The organism is Bifidobacterium choladohabitans (assembly GCF_016102005.1).
Classification (GTDB): domain Bacteria; phylum Actinomycetota; class Actinomycetes; order Actinomycetales; family Bifidobacteriaceae; genus Bombiscardovia; species Bombiscardovia choladohabitans.
The window spans coordinates 851,746-867,400 of the sequence record NZ_JACFPL010000001.1; the positions used below are offsets into that span (position 1 = coordinate 851,746).

General features: G+C 58.2%; 11 protein-coding genes. 6 read left to right on the top strand and 5 right to left on the bottom strand.

The genetic code is table 11. From position 1 onward, the window contains the following. Positions 1 to 37 precede the first annotated feature (37 nt). Positions 38 to 1,153, top strand: coding sequence for a VanZ family protein (locus H3S97_RS03515; RefSeq protein WP_198219633.1), 1,116 nt, complete (start codon positions 38 to 40; stop codon positions 1,151 to 1,153). On the opposite strand, the gene H3S97_RS03520 is transcribed toward H3S97_RS03515, so the two are convergent. After that, positions 1,099 to 2,052 (bottom strand): DMT family transporter, encoded by a 954-nt coding sequence (locus H3S97_RS03520; protein ID WP_198219634.1) that lies wholly within the window; start codon positions 2,050 to 2,052, stop codon positions 1,099 to 1,101. The genes H3S97_RS03515 and H3S97_RS03520 overlap by 55 nt on opposite strands. 211 nt (positions 2,053 to 2,263) lie before the next feature. Here H3S97_RS03520 and H3S97_RS03525 point away from each other — a divergent pair, with 211 nt between their 5' ends. The 3 genes from H3S97_RS03525 to H3S97_RS03535 all read left to right on the top strand — a co-directional run bounded on the left by H3S97_RS03525 (position 2,264) and on the right by H3S97_RS03535 (position 5,816). Next, the gene (locus H3S97_RS03525; protein WP_029678391.1) at positions 2,264 to 3,622 is read left to right on the top strand and encodes an MFS transporter; all 1,359 of its coding nucleotides are present in this window, start codon (positions 2,264 to 2,266) and stop codon (positions 3,620 to 3,622) included. 119 nt (positions 3,623 to 3,741) lie between these two features. After that, positions 3,742 to 4,452 carry a LytR/AlgR family response regulator transcription factor gene (locus tag H3S97_RS03530; RefSeq protein ID WP_198187685.1) on the top strand — a complete coding sequence of 237 codons (711 nt, stop codon included), beginning with the start codon at positions 3,742 to 3,744 and terminating at the stop codon, positions 4,450 to 4,452. Then, complete coding sequence (locus tag H3S97_RS03535; RefSeq protein ID WP_198187683.1) at positions 4,449 to 5,816, top strand: sensor histidine kinase; 1,368 nt, start codon at positions 4,449 to 4,451, stop codon at positions 5,814 to 5,816. The genes H3S97_RS03530 and H3S97_RS03535 overlap by 4 nt, the downstream gene beginning before the upstream one ends. On the opposite strand, the gene H3S97_RS03540 is transcribed toward H3S97_RS03535, so the two are convergent. The 4 genes from H3S97_RS03540 to H3S97_RS03555 all read right to left on the bottom strand — a co-directional run bounded on the left by H3S97_RS03540 (position 5,780) and on the right by H3S97_RS03555 (position 10,320). After that, positions 5,780 to 6,829: a glycosyltransferase family 2 protein gene (locus H3S97_RS03540; RefSeq protein ID WP_198219635.1), complete on the bottom strand. Its 1,050-nt coding sequence runs from the start codon at positions 6,827 to 6,829 to the stop codon at positions 5,780 to 5,782. The genes H3S97_RS03535 and H3S97_RS03540 overlap by 37 nt on opposite strands. A gap of 152 nt (positions 6,830 to 6,981) precedes the next feature. Continuing rightward, on the bottom strand, positions 6,982 to 7,653 hold the full coding sequence (locus H3S97_RS03545; protein ID WP_198219636.1) for a hypothetical protein: 672 nt from the start codon (positions 7,651 to 7,653) through the stop codon (positions 6,982 to 6,984). Beyond that, positions 7,646 to 10,075 (bottom strand): glycoside hydrolase family 3 C-terminal domain-containing protein, encoded by a 2,430-nt coding sequence (locus tag H3S97_RS03550; protein WP_198219637.1) that lies wholly within the window; start codon positions 10,073 to 10,075, stop codon positions 7,646 to 7,648. The genes H3S97_RS03545 and H3S97_RS03550 overlap by 8 nt, the downstream gene beginning before the upstream one ends. Positions 10,076 to 10,107: 32 nt before the next feature. Beyond that, positions 10,108 to 10,320 (bottom strand): hypothetical protein, encoded by a 213-nt coding sequence (locus tag H3S97_RS03555; protein WP_198187675.1) that lies wholly within the window; start codon positions 10,318 to 10,320, stop codon positions 10,108 to 10,110. Positions 10,321 to 10,921: 601 nt separating this feature from the next. Between H3S97_RS03555 and H3S97_RS03560 the strand changes: the two genes are divergently transcribed. Both H3S97_RS03560 and H3S97_RS03565 read left to right on the top strand, forming a co-directional pair. Further along, positions 10,922 to 13,951: a glycoside hydrolase family 3 C-terminal domain-containing protein gene (locus H3S97_RS03560; RefSeq protein ID WP_332468258.1), complete on the top strand. Its 3,030-nt coding sequence runs from the start codon at positions 10,922 to 10,924 to the stop codon at positions 13,949 to 13,951. A 412-nt stretch (positions 13,952 to 14,363) separates the two neighbouring features. Next, positions 14,364 to 15,293 carry an alpha/beta fold hydrolase gene (locus H3S97_RS03565; RefSeq protein WP_232356224.1) on the top strand — a complete coding sequence of 310 codons (930 nt, stop codon included), beginning with the start codon at positions 14,364 to 14,366 and terminating at the stop codon, positions 15,291 to 15,293. The last annotated feature ends 362 nt before the right edge of the window (positions 15,294 to 15,655 follow it).

The window sequence follows — 15,655 nt, forward strand, 5'->3', positions numbered from 1 at the left end:
TCGGCCGATAGACCCGGGAGCGTTTTAGACTGGAATTATGCTCTCGACGTACTTGGACTATTTCAGCGGCTCCTTCGGCATATCTCTGGTCTTTTGGCCCCTTGCCTCGCTGATTCTGACCCTGCCCATCCTTGCCCTGATTTACAACCGCTACCACCGGCTGCGGCTGACCGCAGCCATGGCGGCCTACCTGACCGTCTTATACCTGCTGGCCTTGGTCTTCTTCACCCTCTGGCCCATGCCCGACGATCGTGCCGCCTTCTGTGCCACCCATCATCTGACTCCCCAGCTCAACCCCCTGCAGTTCCTAACCGACCTGAGCACAGGCGGACGGATGGCCATGCTGCAGATCCTGCTCAATGTGGCCTTCTTCCTGCCCCTGGGCTTTATTATGGGGCGGGTCTTCCGCTGGCGCTTCATCCTGGCCCTGCCGGTCGCCATCCTGGTCTCCCTCTTCATTGAGACGGCCCAGCTGACCGGGGTCTTCGGCATCGTGGGCTGCGCCTATCGCCTCTTCGACGTAGACGACCTGATCTGGAATACCTCAGGCGCCATAATCGGCTACCTGGTGGCCATGGCGGCCAACAAACTCGTTCCCACCCGTCAGGCTGACGCTGCCCAGCTGGTCACCAACCCCGGGTTCATACACCGTGCCGTCTCCCTGGCTCTGGATCTGCTCCTGGCCACCATTCTGTCCATGTCTCTGGGGATGGGCGTGACCTATGCGGTCCATCGCTTGGGCACCTATCAGCTGGATGGCCACTACCGCTTTGGCGGGCTGCTGATCGCCACATCCGCTCTGGATGTGTTCGGGACCGTGGTGGATCTGGCCATGCTGCTGATCTTCGAACTGCTTATCCCCCTGCCCCGCCGTGGACGGACGCTGGGCGCCACCTTCACCCACATGACCGTCGAGACCAAGCAGCGGCATGGCTGGTCCCGCTTCCTCTTCTACCTGCTGAGGACTGCAGTCATCCTGGCAGTCTTCGGCCCCTGGACCGGCAACGTTCAGATTGCAACGCGCATCCTGGCCCTGCTCCTGCTGGTCTTCTATCTGATCAAGCGGCAGATGCCCTACGACCTCCTGCCCGGGACAGCCTACCGGGAGGAGGACACAGGTGCGGAGGAATCCCCCGACGACCGGCGGGGGTGAAGCCTGACCTCGGACAGGATGATGGCGGCGAAGATGATGGCGAAGCCCAGCAGATGGGTGGCCGTCAGCTCCTCGTGCAGGACCAGGACCGAGACCATCATGCCGAACAGGCTCTCTGAGCACAGGATCAGCGAACCCTGGGCGGCGGGGACCCTGGAGAAGGCGATGTTCTGGAAGTTCTGGGCCATCAGGGTCGAGATCAGCGTCAGATAAATCATGGAGCCCAGGGTTGAGGGCGTGAAGTCGGCCGCAGTGGGGAAGGAATCGAAGATCAGCGCACAGACCAGGAAGAGGATGCCGCCGAAGAGCAGCTCCAGGTAGGTAAGCGTGGGCGCATCGAACTTCTTGGTCAGGAAGCCGGTGATGACCAGGTTGACCCCGTAGAGTAGGGCACCGGCCAGGGTCAGCAGGTCGCCAGTGCTCAAAGACAGCCCCTGTCCCCCGCCTTGGGCCGGCAGCGAGATCAGAGCCACGCCCAGGATGCAGATGGCGGCAGCGACGAAGTGGCGCAGGGCCGGCCGTCGACGGGCCATGATCCAGACCAGGAAGGGTACAAAGATGCAGTAGGTGGCCGTCAGGAAGGAGTTGCGGCCCGGAGCAATGGTGGTCAGTCCCATCATCTGCAGGCTGAAGGCCGCCCAGTAGCTGACCCCAAGAATCAGTCCCGGCACCAGGGTGTGTATGGCCCCGGTCCTGCGCAGCCGAGGCAACAGAAAAGGCGTCATGATGACGATGGCGCACAGGATTCGAATGCCCATCAGCCAGCGCACGGTCAGGGTCTCCATGGCAACCTTTTCGAAGGTGTATCCGGCTCCCCAGGCGGCCGCGGCCATCAGCAGCATCAGGCGGGCCAGCCAGGTGGAGGGTTTCCAGGACGAAGAGGGTGCGGAGGTAGACATGTTTCGACTCTAACCGTTCCCGTCCACAAGTGAGAATTGATTCGCAAGACATGTATACATCCGACTATCGAGTCCTATGCCGACTTGTTCCACCAAGGCGTCCTATACTGCGAATGTGGCGTCTGGACTGAGCAGTTCCAGTGTCAAGTCTGTGCACATAGGCGTGCAGACCGATTGATTGCAAAAGGAAAGAGAGAGAGTAGTTCAAACTATGTTTGCTTTTCTCAAACCAGCCCCTCCTGCCAAGGTGAAGGTTCCCGAAAAGAAGATTCCTGCGACTTATCGTTCCTATCGCATACGGGTATTCTTCAGCATCTACCTAGGATATGCAGGGTACTACATCATCCGCTCCAACTTCTCTGTGGCCTCCCCCTACCTTAAGCGCAACTATGGCTTCACGACGGCGGACATCGGACTGATTACGCTCTGCCTGGCCGTCTCCTACGGCATCAGCAAGTTCGTCATGGGCATGCTATCCGACAAATCCAACCCTCGTTACTACATCGCCACCGGACTGGTCCTGTCTGCCCTGCTCAACCTGATCTTCGGGGCCACGGCTAGCAAGGGGGTCATGATGGTGCTCATGGTCCTGCTGGGTATTTTCCAGGGCATGGGGGCGCCTGCTGCCCACAAGTCGCTGTCCAACTGGTGGGCTGAGAAAGAGCGCGGCTCCTTCGTGTCTATGTGGAACACCTCCCACAATCTGGGCTCGGGCACTGTGGCGCCTATTGTGGGCGTAGCCCTGGCCGCCTTCGGGCCTCACATGTGGAAGAGCATCTTCTTCGTCCCCTCGATCATCTCGCTGATTATGGCCCTGCTGGTTGTGCTGCTGGGAGCCGATACCCCCGAGTCGGTAGGCCTGCCGCCCATCCAGGAGTACAAGGCCGAGGAATATGAGGACGAGAATATTGATGCCGCCAAGCTTCAGACCCATTCCGACCTGTCCATTGTGCAGATTTTCCTACGGTATGTGGCCTCCAACCCCTACATTTGGGTCCTGGCCTTGTCCAATGCCTTCGTTTACATTCTGCGCTATGGCGTGCTCAACTGGATTCCCATCTACCTGAACGAAGCCAAAGGGTTCTCCCTTGCTCAGGCGCGCTCCAGCTTCGCGCTCTTCGAGTATGCGGCCATCCCGGGGACCATCCTGATCGGCTGGATGAGCGACCACTTTTTCCACGGCAAGCGCGCCGGCATGGCCGCAGGTCTGATGGCCCTGTTGGGGGTCGTCTTCCTGGGCTACTGGGCTTCCAGTGACCTTTGGGCCATTGACCTGGAGATAGCCCTGATGGGCATCTTCGTCTACGGACCGCAGATGCTGATCGCCGCTCTGACCATCGATCTGGCGCCGCGTTTTGCCATTGGCAGTACTACCGGGTTTGTAGGCCTGTTCGGCTACATATTCGGCGAAGCCACTGCCTCCTACGGGATCGGTGCGCTCGTGGGCAAATCGGGTTGGAACGTGGGCTTTGGCATTATTGCCGTATCTGCCCTGCTGGGAATCATCTGCTTCCTGATTCTGACCCGGGCCGAGCGCTACAAGACCGCACGGGTGGTTGAGACTCACTGAGTCCGAGTTCGGCTTCGGGAAAGCGGAGTCTGCCATGCGGACATCTCCGATATCATGGAAGAACGGTGATAACGACGGCCATGGGTCTTCGGCCGCCGGGGTAAGGAGTGTGCGCCAGGATGATCAGAATCGCAGTGGTGGATGATGATTCCATCAGCTGCCGGACCATGGTCAATTACCTGAGCCGCTACCGCAAGGAACGCCAGGAAGAGCTGTCGGTCAGCGTCTTCACCGATGGCAAGGCCTTTGCGGACGGCTATCGACCCGTGTATGACATCCTTCTTCTGGACATTCAGATGACCCCCATGGACGGGATTGAGGTGGCCCGCAGAGTGCGCGCCCATGATGAGTCGGTGGTCATCGTCTTCATCACCTCCGCCCCCCAGTACGCCATCAACGGCTATGAGGTGGGCGCACTCTCCTACCTGCTCAAGCCCCTGCCCTGGTTCGCCTTCTCCCAGGAGCTGGACCGGTCCATCGCCCAGGTGCGCGGCCGCGTGGACCTGTCCATCCTGATTACCGAGGGCGCACGATCCACCCGGATTCCCCTCAAGGACATCGTCTTCATCGAATCCGTCCGCCACAGCAGCGTCATCCATACCTTGGGCTCCTCGCTGACCACGAACAGCACCTTGAAGAGTCTGGAGGGCCAGCTGGACCAGCGGGGATTCTTCCGATCCAACTCCTGCTACCTGGTCAATCTGGCCCATGTGACGGGCATGGAGGACCAGGACTGCATTATGTCCACCGGTCAGCGGCTGCGGGTCAGCCGACCCCGCAAGAAATCCTTTATGACGGCTCTAACCGCCTACGTGGCAGGTCGGCCATGACCACCACCCACATCCTCAACGCCCTGCCCGACATACCCCGGCTCTATACGGCCATCAGCGAATGGCTGGGTTGCCTGGTCTATCTGTTGGCCATCGGGCCGAGAATCTCCCGCCTTCGGATGGCGGCGGTCCTTCTGCCTGGTCTGGCCGTGCTGGTTGTCGTTCAATACTGGGCCGGCACCCTCCCTATCGCCTTCTGGATCATCAGCATGTGCCTGGCCGTGGCCTGCATGTATGCCATCATCATGCTGGCTTCAGGGGTGGGCGCGTTGGATGGGGCTTATCTGCTGGCCCGTGCCTTCGTCCTGGCTGAACTGGTTGCCTCCCTGCACTGGCAGCTGGACTCTTTCATGCGGCCTGCCAGCCACAGCCTGTACGACCCGGCCTCCCTGATCCTGTTGGTGCTGATCTATGGTGGCGTAGGGCTGCTGGCCTGGGTGGCGGAGCGGCGCAACTTCGCCGATGCACAGCCATCGGTGCCTGGACGCAGCGTCTTCATGGCCGCGGTCATTGCGGTGGTCACCTTCGCCATGTCCAATCTGAGCTTCGTCTCCACCAACACCCCCTTCTCGGGTCGGGTCGGCCTGGAGATTTTCTACATCCGCACCCTTGTGGACCTGTGTGGGTTCGCCATGCTCTACGCCCAGCAGGAGCAGCTGCGGGAGAGCCATGCCAGCGCCGAGCTGGCCTCAATCAACGCCCGGGCCTACAGCCAGCATCGGGAGTATATGCGCTCCAAGGAGAATCTGGAGGCCATGGGCAGGCTTGCCCACGACCTCAAGCATCAGATTGCCGCCCTGCGTTCGCAGATGGACCCTGAGCGCAAGTCCCAGGACTTCGAGGAGCTGGAGGCTGCGGTCGGACGGTACGGGTCGCAGCAGCATACCGGCAACCCCATCCTTGATGTGGTCATGTCGACCAAGGAGCGCATCTGCTCGGAAGAGGGGATCACCCTGACCATGGTGGCCGACGGCTCGCTCTTGGAGGGGATGTCGCCCATGGATGTCTCCACCCTCTTCGGCAACGCCTTGGACAATGCCATCGAGGCTTTGAGGAAGGTCAAGGAGCCCGACCGCCGCCTAATCAAAGTGGCTCTGTACGCCCGGGGACAATTCGTGGTGATTCGCATCGAAAACTATTTCGCCTCACCTCTGAATTGGAAAGGCAACGGCGAATTGGCGACCACCAAGACCAGGACAGACGGTGGCCTGCATGGATACGGGGTCAAGTCCATCCGGCACATAGCCCATCGTTACCAGGGCGAGATAACCCTGCGCACAGAGCATCACTGGTTCAGCCTCTGTGTGCTCCTGCCGAGGGAGGGCGATCAGTTGAAGCCCATGGCGGCATCGGCGACCTTATAGCCCAGACGGATGGCCAGGCGGCCCGGCCGGCCCGGCATGTTGATTATCCGACAGAGCAGGGTGGAGCGCACGTCGGAGGCGATGACGGGGGAGCGGTGCTCCAGCCTTCGCCAGAGCATGTCCTTGTTCCGGTAGTTGCTGGGTTTGTGGGAGAGGATCAGGAAGACCGAGGTCACCACGCAGTTGATGGACAGATAGTGGATCATATAACGATAGAGTCCACGGGGAACCGTCCCCGGGTCAGGAGTTGAATCCGCCATGAGCCCGTTGACCAACAGCAGTTGTGAAACACGGGCGATCATGATCGAGGTCTGCACCGACTGGCCCTGTCGACCGGTGTGATAGCGGTAGAAATTCGTGTCCAGGTAGAGCAGGGTGTGTACCCAGGGCAGGGGCTGATAGGAGTAGATGAAGTCCACGTAGTAGGTGTGCTCGGGCAGGCGGGTATGGGCCTGACGGAGCACCTCGGTGCGCAGGATCAGGGCGTGCATGATCATGTACTGGGCCAGTCCGAACCGCCGCAGGTGGTTCCAGTCCAGCACCCGCCCCGGATCCATGACGCTGCGGAAGTTGATGACCCGCTTATGCTTGCGGCCTTCCTTCTCGTAGACGTAGTTGGTGACCACCATGTCCACCGGATTCGTACGTCGCGACTGGTCGCGCAACTGATCCAGAACCAGGCCCAGGGATGTCGGGTCCACCCAGTCGTCGGCATCGACCACCTTGACATAGCGGCCCCTGGCAGCTGCCAGACCCGTGTTGACTGCGCCGCCATGGCCCTTGTTGGTCTGGCTGATCAGACGGAGAGTGTGCGGGTGGCGTTCCCGGTATGACCGCACCACCTGCGCTGTGTCATCGGTGGAACCGTCATCGACCACGATGACCTCCAGATCGTCCCCCTCCCGGCTTAGAAGCGAATCCAGGCAGGTCGGCAGATGCCGGGCCATGTTATAGGCAGGGACGATGAAAGTGAGAACGAGCGGGCTCGTGGAGGCCGGGCGGTCAGCTGTCATGAACGATCACTTCGCAAAAGAATGGGTCGGCGGGTATGTCGGCGGCCGTTGTATGCGACCACTGTACATGATGGGTTTGAGGAAAAGGCCCCGCCCCTCTGGATGCCGATGCATGCCGGTTCATTGACAGCCGGGGGAGTGGGGCCGGAATTTTACTGGGCGCTCGTCTCGGATTCGGTGGGCTCCTGACGGAAGATGACCTTGAAGATGGGGAAGAAGACCCAGAAGGAGATGGCCGAGTTGATGATCATGGTGACCAGATCAGCAATGGTGGTCCCCAGGCCGCCCCAGTTCAGGGTGTGCTGGAAGAAGCCGTAGATGGGGTCCTTGTACCAGCCCTGCAGCGCCGCCGCGATGATGGTGATGATCACATAGGCCACCAGGTACCAGAAGGCCGCTTTCCAGACCGAGGAGTTGGACTTGAAGGTGATGTTGCGCTGGAGGAAGAAGTTGATGACCTGGGCGATCAGCAGGGTGATCTCCACCGCGAGGAAGTAGGCCAGGCCGCCCCCGCCGCCGTGGCCGATGGATCCGGCCGCGTAGTCGAACAGGTAGTAGGGCTTGCCGCCGACGGTCCCCATGCGCCAGATCTGGAAGTTGGTGCCGACCAGGGAGGTGCCGTTGAAGATGGCCTTGAGCACGGGCATGAGCACCAGCTGCAGTACGGTGACCCCGTTGGACAGGATGAAGAAGACGATGAACTGGGCCAGGGTGGTGTGCCGGTCGCTGAACCGCCGCCACCAGCGGACAATCGCCCACTGCGAGGCCGTCGTCGCCTTCCCCTGGGCCGGCTGTCCGGCCTGCTGGCTGTGCTGATCACTCATGATTGAGCTCCTTTCCGGTCTTGCGGTTGGCGGACATGTTCCTGAAGAATCCGGCGATGAATCCGCCCAGCCCCCGCCATAGGTGGCCATTGGGAATGCGCACGATGGCCTCGACCATGGCCGTGTCGATCAGCCCGTTGGTCATCTTGGCCATGGCCCTGGGGGGCATGTTGAGCAGGAAGAGGGTGTTCAGGTCGGGGTTGCCGGTCTTGGCCTCGTGGCGGCTCTCGCTCTTGGCCAGGAAGTTGGCCACGAACCTGGCCACGGCGCTTCTGGAGTCCTTCCAGGACGAGAGCGGATCGTTGACGCCGAAGGTGCTGACGGCGCCCTGTCGGACCACCGGGTGGCCGAAGAGTGCTGTCACAGCGGCATCGTCGACCTCCTTGACCCGGCCGGTCAGATAGGCGCCGAGGGCAGGGTCGGGACCCTGCGGATCGACGGTGCCTTGGACTCTCAGATGTCCACTTAGTTCCATCTTGCGCGCGTTGGAGCCGATCATGATGGTCCAGTCGCCGGACTCGACCTGCCAGGAGTTGCTGGCCGTATCGAAGTGCCGGAAGGTCGTCTGGTCGAAGTCGATGCGGACCTGGGTTGACTGGCCGGCCTCCAGGCTGACCTTCTTGAAGCCCTTCAGCTCGCGGACTGGTCTGAGCACGCCACCCTTGGGCGCCTGGACGTAGAGCTGGGGAACGGTGGCCCCCTGCCTGTCCGAATCATTGGTCAGGGTGAAGGTGACCCCCTTGTCGTCCACGGTCAGATCGGCGTAGGCGAAGTGTGCGTAAGACAGGCCGTAGCCGAAGGGGAAGCGTTCCTCCACCTCGGCGGTCAGGTAGTAGCGGTAGCCGACGAAGGGACCCTCCAGGTAGATCGACTCATGCGCTGGATCGGGGTACCAGTCGGCGCTGGGGCAGTCGGCATAGGACTTGGGCCAGGTTTCCGCAAGGTGGCCGGAGGGGTTGACCCGGCCCGTCAGGATGTTCAGGGTGGCTGAGGCTCCAGCCTGCCCGGACAGTCCTATATAGAGAACGGCATCGCACTGGTCGATCCAGTCGGTGGTGACGGGGGAGCCCGCCACCAGGACGACCACCAGGGGCTTGTCCGTCGCGCCCAGGGCCTTGATCAGGTCGACCTGGTTGCCGGGAATGTCCATGTGTGAGCGGTCCAGGCCCTCGGATTCACTGCGCTCATCCAGGCCCACGCAGGCGACGATCACGTCAGCCTGGCCAGCCGCAGCCACGGCCTGGTCGATCAAAGATTGGTTCTTCTCGCCATGGCGTTCGTAGCCCTGGCTGTAGGAGGCCAGCTCCAGGCCGTCGCCGTTGCCCTGCCTGAGCAGGTCCAGCATGCTCTCCTGCTTGGCTGCGTTGACCTTTGAGGATCCGGATCCTTGGAATCTTGGGGTTTCGGCCATATCCCCGACCAGGGCGACCCGGGTGCCGGCGGCCAGTGGCAGGCGTCCCTTCCGATTGATCAGAAGGACGGCGGATCCCTCGGCGATGCTCCTCGCCACCTGATGATGGTCCCGTATCTGGTCCGCGGTCAGGTTCCCATCAGGATCCATGCCAGAGTGGTAGGTCAGCTTGGCCAGCCGTGCCACCTCTTCGGCCCGGGCATTCAGGTCGGCTTCGTCCAGGCGGCCCTCCTGCACGGCCTTGGCAACCTGTCGCACGGAGTCGTATCCTGCCTGGGGCATCTCCAGGGAGGAGCCATTGGCGGCTGCGGCGACCGCACTGTTGGAGCCGCCCCAATCCGAGACCACCATTCCGTCGAAGCCCCACTCCTTGCGCAGGATGTCCTTGAGCAGGTGGGGATTCTCGTTGGCATAGGTGCCGTTGACCATGTTGTATGAGGTCATGATGGCCCAGGGATGGGCCTGGCGCACGGCGATCTCGAATCCGGTCAGATAGAGCTCGCGCATGGTGCGCTCGTCCACCACGGAATCGGATGCCTGGCGCCGCAGCTCCTGGCTGTTCATGGCGAAGTGTTTGGGGGTGGCGGCCACGCCCTGGGACTGGATGCCTTCGATCAGGCCTGCAGCCATACGACCGGCCACCTGGGGGTCTTCGGAATAGTATTCAAAGTTTCTGCCGCACAGGGGGTTGCGTTTGATGTTCATGCCCGGACCCAGAACCATGTTGACGCCTAGGCTTCTGGCCTCTCTACCCAGCGCCTGGCCCATGGTCTTTGCCAACTCCGGGTCCCATGAGCAGGCCACGGTGCCCGCTGTGGGGAAGCAGGTGGCGGGCTTGGACTTGCCCATGCCCAGGTTGTCCCCTGATCCGGTCTGGCGGCGCAGGCCGTGCGGGCCGTCGCTTAGGACCATGCTCGGGATGCCTGCCCTCTTCAAGGCTCGGGTCGCCCAGGTGGATTTTCCGGAGAGCAGCGATGCCCGTTCCAGAACTGTCAGATCCTTGACTTCCATAGTGTTCCCTCTCTCCACGACTCCTTCGGTGGTTAACCGGCCAGTCTCCCAGAGAGGTCAAGACCCGTGTCGAAATTCTCTTCAGGTTCAGAAAACACCGAAGTTTTCTGGTAAAGGCTCGGTTCTGCTTCGTTTGTATTATCGGTGTTTACACCTCCATGTGCAGCACTTTGAGACCAACCTGTTCGATTGAGCGCATAAATGGTTGTTGGCAGCGCCTTCTCCAACATGAAATGCTGTTCCATAGAGAGAAATTTTCAGCTGTTTTTGCTGGTTTTGCCAGGTACGCAGACATGCAATCCCGTGCACTGTTTGAGTAATTGGGTTTCGGAATTGAGCAAGCCATTTGCAAGCGACCATTGACCAGGTTAAGTAAGAACGCGAGTTGCCAGTATTGTCTGGGAATGCTTCGCTTTTGGAGTCCAACCCTATACGGATTTTGATTGTTTACGATACGGCTCATTACAAGCTCTAAGACCGCAATATTTGTTTTCGTGCCTAATCATGGAAGCTTGCTGTAAGAAACTACTACACCGGCAGAATCGTTATGTGAATCCCCGATAGGTGCCAGCAGATTAGGGTGTCAAAGCGACAGGTTGTGCTTTTTCCGAAGATTGCTTGAAAAGTGATGGATATTCTGACCGTGTTCGAAACAACTGAGATGTTAGGGAACGTACTGGGCGATTCCTCATCGCTGATGACCGTCGTCGGTGCTTTCCCCAAGTGTCAATGAAGAGACTGCAAGGAGAAATCGTGGAATCGGAAAAACCAAAGAAACTGAAGATGAGCGGACGGACGTTCAAGCGGATATGGATCACCGTTATCGTGGTCATCCTGGCTCTGGCTGTGGCTTTGACCGTGGCTGGCAATTCTTTTGCCAGTGTGCTTGACAGTTACCTGGGTGGGGGCCACGTGGTCGTTAAGAAAGCCCCGGGAACTTCAGCCTGGAACACCACTTACAACGCCAAGGCCACCAATTCTATGCAGGAGGCCAAGACGAAAAGCGATGCCGTCTCCCAGAGGGTAACCGATGAGGGCATCGTCATGTTGAAGAATGACGGTGTACTCCCTTTGAAGGAGCAAAGTATAGTTTCGCCCTTCGGAGCGGGATACATGGACCCAGCCTATTCCGGTAGTGGGGCAGCGGCTACGACGGACAAGGAGATGATTACCTCCGAGCAGGGGCTCAAGCATTATTTCAAAGTGAATGATGCAACAGTCCAAGCCATGAAGGGAGCTAAGACTTCGTCGCCAGGTGCTGCGCCAGGCACCAAGGCACTGAATGCTGACAAGAACTCGGTCCAAGCCATCATGGACAAGGGGAAGTCAGCTCATATCGATGAGTATGATCCCAGCATCTATACGCCTCTTGCTGACAAGGTCAAGGACACAACGGGCATAGTTTTCATCAAGCGTTCAGGTTCCGAAGGAATCGACAAGCGCACGCAGGGGTATGACGATGGAACTCCACATTATCTGGCTTTGACTGCAGCGGAGAAGAACACAATCAAGTTTGCCAAGGATCACTGCGCATCGGTGATTGTGGTGCTCAACAGTGCAAATCCTATGGAGCTGACCCCAATTATGGGTGGAGAATTTGAGGCTGATGCCATTGTATGGACCGGCACCACTGGCTCTCGCGGGTTTGAATCACTTGGCAGGATACTGAGCGGAAAGGTTAATCCTTCCGGTCGCTTGACAGATACCTATCCGACCGATTTCACCAAAGACCCAACTTTTGCCAATTTTGGTGAATACCACTACACCAACACCAAGGTCAAAGATCAATCAGTCTTGGGCGATTTCATGCCTGGAGCTAACCGCGGCACCATCGATCGTCCTTATGTCGAATATGAAGAAGGTATATACGTTGGCTACCGCTATTATGAGACGGCCAGTGTCGAAGATCCTGATTTCATCTATGGCAGGCTGAATAAGAACGGCGGCATCGTCCAACCTGGCGCTGTGGCCTATCCTTTCGGCTACGGAATGAGCTACACCTCTTTTGACCGGAAACTCAAGGATGTTCAGGTGTCCGGCGGGAAGGTGGAAGCCACCGTCGAAGTAAAGAATACCGGCAAGGTCGCTGGCAAGGATACCGTCCAGCTGTACTACACAGCTCCCTACACCGACTATGACAGGAGCAATCATGTGGAGAAGTCTGCCACCGAACTGGGCGCCTTCGCCAAAACCAAGCTTCTACAGCCTGGTGCTGGGCAGGAGATCAAACTGAAGTTCTCCGAGGACGATATGGCTTCCTACGACTACCACCATAGGAATCATGACGGTTCCACCGGTGCCTATCTTCTGGAGGCCGGGAATTACATGCTGCAACTCAAGAACAATTCCCATGATGTCCTGGACACCTACCAGTTCACTGTTGCCAATACCCAGTTCTATGAAGGCAACAATCCACGGCAGTCTGACAAGGATGCACAATCCAAGCTCAACGACAAGGGTGAACCGACAGGCAAACCTGAACAGAAGGCCGGTTTCAAGGCGCCCAGCAACCGTTTCCAGACCATGAACGCCTATATGGATGAACAGGGTGTCACCCAGCTTTCACGTAGCAACTGGAAGGGAACCTTCCCAACAGCCCCAGAGGGACGTAAGGGTGTGGCTCCACAGGTTGCTCTGGATGAATTCTCTTGGTTTGACAAGTTCGACCCTGATACCGATAAGGTTCTAGGCAATGACAAGGCCAGCAAGGTCTACCAAGACAAGGAGCCTAAATCCAAAGCCAAGCACGATCTGGCTCTGATCGACCTGCGTGGCGAGGATTACAACAGCAAGAAGTGGGACCAGTTGCTGGATCAGATTGATTGGCAGGGTGATAAGAAGAGCATCACTGAGGTTCTTTTCAAGGCTGCCTACCAAACCGCTGCGATTCCGTCCATCGACAAGCCTGCAACTGTGGATAAGGACGGTGCCATGGGATGGAGTATCAAGGGCGCCTCATCCTGGGCAGGCGCCAATGTCATAGCCTCCACTTGGAACGTAAATCTTCTGAAGGAGATGGGTGAGGCCCTGGGTGAGGAGGGTCTGCAGTCTGGTCTGAACGCTTGGTATGCTCCTGGAGTCAATACTCACCGGTCTCCCTTCAGCGGTCGTGTCTACGAGTACTACTCTGAAGATGGCCTCCTGTCCGGGAAGCTGGCTGCGGCCTCGATAAGCGGTGCTGGAAATAAGGGCATCTTCAGCTATTTGAAGCATTTTGCGCTCAACGAGCAGGAGACCTTCCGCGATATGTACCTGGCTACTTGGGCTAATGAACAAGCAGTGCGCGAAATCTACTTGAAGCCCTTTGAAATTGCCGTCAAGGAGGCTAGGAGCACTGAGAAGTACATTGGTGACAGCAAGGGGACGATGACGACCAAGGTCATTCGTTCGGCTACGGGCATCATGTCTTCCCAGAACAGCATTGGAGGTGTGATTGGGTTTGCGCATCGTGGTCTGCTAACAGATGTACTCCGCGGCGAGTGGGGCTTCCATGGTGCAGTAATTACGGACCTATATCCGACCAAGCAGCACCAGTTGCGCGATATGACCCTTCGTGCAGGCAACGATCTCTTCATGAACCAGATGGAGAACGCTGCGCAAGATTACGACAGCCCAACCGCTCGGATGGCCATGAGGAAGGCCCTACACAATATCGGCTACGCCACAGTGAACTCAAACGCTATGAATGGCATCACTCCAAGGTCACGGCTGGGATATTCCATGAGTCCTTGGAAGAAACTGCTCTACGGAATTGATGTGGCTATCGTAGTTGTGGCAGCTCTCATCGTTTTCTGGATTGTGCGGCGAGGACTTGACGAAAAGGCCAACCCGGACCGTTACAAGAAGCCAAAGAGCCGTAAAAAGGTCAAGGCGTAATGGTGTAAGGGCTCAGGATCCAAGGATCCACATCTGATCAATCATTGGATCCAAGCCCAACTGGGGCAACCGTGATTCAACGGTTGCCCCAGTTTTATGTTTGGCGGCCCATGATGCTGACCGTAAAGTCAGGGGGGGGGGGGATGTACTTTCCAAGAATCATGCGGTTTCAATAGGTGAGGCCTGTCAAATGTTGGAAGGTTCGTGGAAATCTTCTTGATGCCGTCGACACCCGGCACGTTCCAAAGAAAAGAGTGTTTAAAGCGGACTTGGTGGGCGGCATAAAACTGTTATTTTGGCGCTGCGATCGGTTCCCTGACGGGTGTTATGGGACTAACCAGGATTACTCTCTTGCTCGTTTTGTTGTTCGAATGAGAGATTCTTGAGGTCCGTTTCCCGATAGAATTCTGTTATGGCCCAAGGCAAATTCTGTGTTCAGCCTCAGCGTTCTACTCATTCACATTTGTATTGGATGTGGATTAGAGGTACGCGTCTGGTCTTCTCGATGAATCCGGCCCCTCGCCGTGCCCCTATTATCCTTTACCTCCATGGTGGTCCGGGCGATGCCTGTATTCCGCTGACCATGCGCTACAACGCGGCCTTGGAGCGCGATTTCCGCTTTATCAACCTGGACCAGCGGGGCAGCGGGCTGTCTTACCATCCTTTTGCGCCTGACGAGGTGGTGACCATCAATTCGATGGTCGAAGATGTTCACCAGTTCGTGCTGAAGCTGCTTCGAGCCTACGGACAGGATTCCGTGATTCTCATCGGTCATTCCTGGGGCAGCGTCCTAGGTTTGGAGATGGTGAAGCGGTATCCCTCACTGGTCCGTTGCTACATCGGCCTCGGGCAGGTCGTCAGCATGCGCGCTGCTCTTCGTCTAAGACGGCGTTGGGGGCAACAGAGTTTGGGTCCCCGGCTCGGTTCGATCGTCAGCAGAGAGAGCGGGGCCGCCGACATGGTGCTGATGATCAATGAGCTGCTGTCTCGTGGCGGGGCTGCCATGCTGTTCGGATCCCTGGGACGGATCATGACCTACCTGCGCTCGCCCTACTACAATTGGTCGCGTCTGCTCAACCATGCCAAGGGGGTGGCTCAATCCCGCGCTCGCTTGAATGCAGAGCTGGAGCAGGTCGATTTCAGTGGGCAGACCTCCTTCGAGGTGCCGGTATATTTCATCAGCGGCAAGTATGACCGTCATCTGCCAGGCAGTCTGGTTGAGCGGTTCGCAGATGGGTTGAAGAGCCCGCATCGGTTTATTCGCTTTGACCGGTCCGGGCACTGCCCACAGTGGGATGAACCAGAACGGTTCGCGGCAACGGTTAAAGCCATCTGCCTGTAGTGCATGATCGATGAAGAAACAGCTACCTCACCGTTCGGGCTCATCCGCATGGTGGAAATACATGCTGCGCGCGACGAAATCTACTAATATCAATCATTGAAGATATTGGTTTGAGCCTCGCTGAAGAGCGTGCGGGGTTCCTGGATTGACGAAGGTCGATGAAGCGGGGACTATGTCGATGAAAATCGACACGCCGTAGAATCCCCGGAATCATTGGGTTCCTTCGATATTTTTCTATGCCAATTTGCGGGATAACCCAACTTCGTGTAAGTTTACATCTTGCTGCCCGGCAGTGATGAGAACTCTTCGGAGGGCTTGGAGCTGTTGGTGTGGTGGTGGTTTGAGAACTCAAGAGCGTGTTT

What these genes read in the sequence shown, in the direction of transcription:
- H3S97_RS03515 (WP_198219633.1), top strand. Translation starts at nt 38, where the DNA reads ATGCTCTCGACGTACTTGGACTATTTCAGCGGCTCCTTCGGCATATCT.
- H3S97_RS03520 (WP_198219634.1), bottom strand. Translation starts at nt 2,052, where the DNA reads ATGTCTACCTCCGCACCCTCTTCGTCCTGGAAACCCTCCACCTGGCTG.
- H3S97_RS03525 (WP_029678391.1), top strand. Translation starts at nt 2,264, where the DNA reads ATGTTTGCTTTTCTCAAACCAGCCCCTCCTGCCAAGGTGAAGGTTCCC.
- H3S97_RS03530 (WP_198187685.1), top strand. Translation starts at nt 3,742, where the DNA reads ATGATCAGAATCGCAGTGGTGGATGATGATTCCATCAGCTGCCGGACC.
- H3S97_RS03535 (WP_198187683.1), top strand. Translation starts at nt 4,449, where the DNA reads ATGACCACCACCCACATCCTCAACGCCCTGCCCGACATACCCCGGCTC.
- H3S97_RS03540 (WP_198219635.1), bottom strand. Translation starts at nt 6,829, where the DNA reads ATGACAGCTGACCGCCCGGCCTCCACGAGCCCGCTCGTTCTCACTTTC.
- H3S97_RS03545 (WP_198219636.1), bottom strand. Translation starts at nt 7,653, where the DNA reads ATGAGTGATCAGCACAGCCAGCAGGCCGGACAGCCGGCCCAGGGGAAG.
- H3S97_RS03550 (WP_198219637.1), bottom strand. Translation starts at nt 10,075, where the DNA reads ATGGAAGTCAAGGATCTGACAGTTCTGGAACGGGCATCGCTGCTCTCC.
- H3S97_RS03555 (WP_198187675.1), bottom strand. Translation starts at nt 10,320, where the DNA reads ATGGAACAGCATTTCATGTTGGAGAAGGCGCTGCCAACAACCATTTAT.
- H3S97_RS03565 (WP_232356224.1), top strand. Translation starts at nt 14,364, where the DNA reads ATGGCCCAAGGCAAATTCTGTGTTCAGCCTCAGCGTTCTACTCATTCA.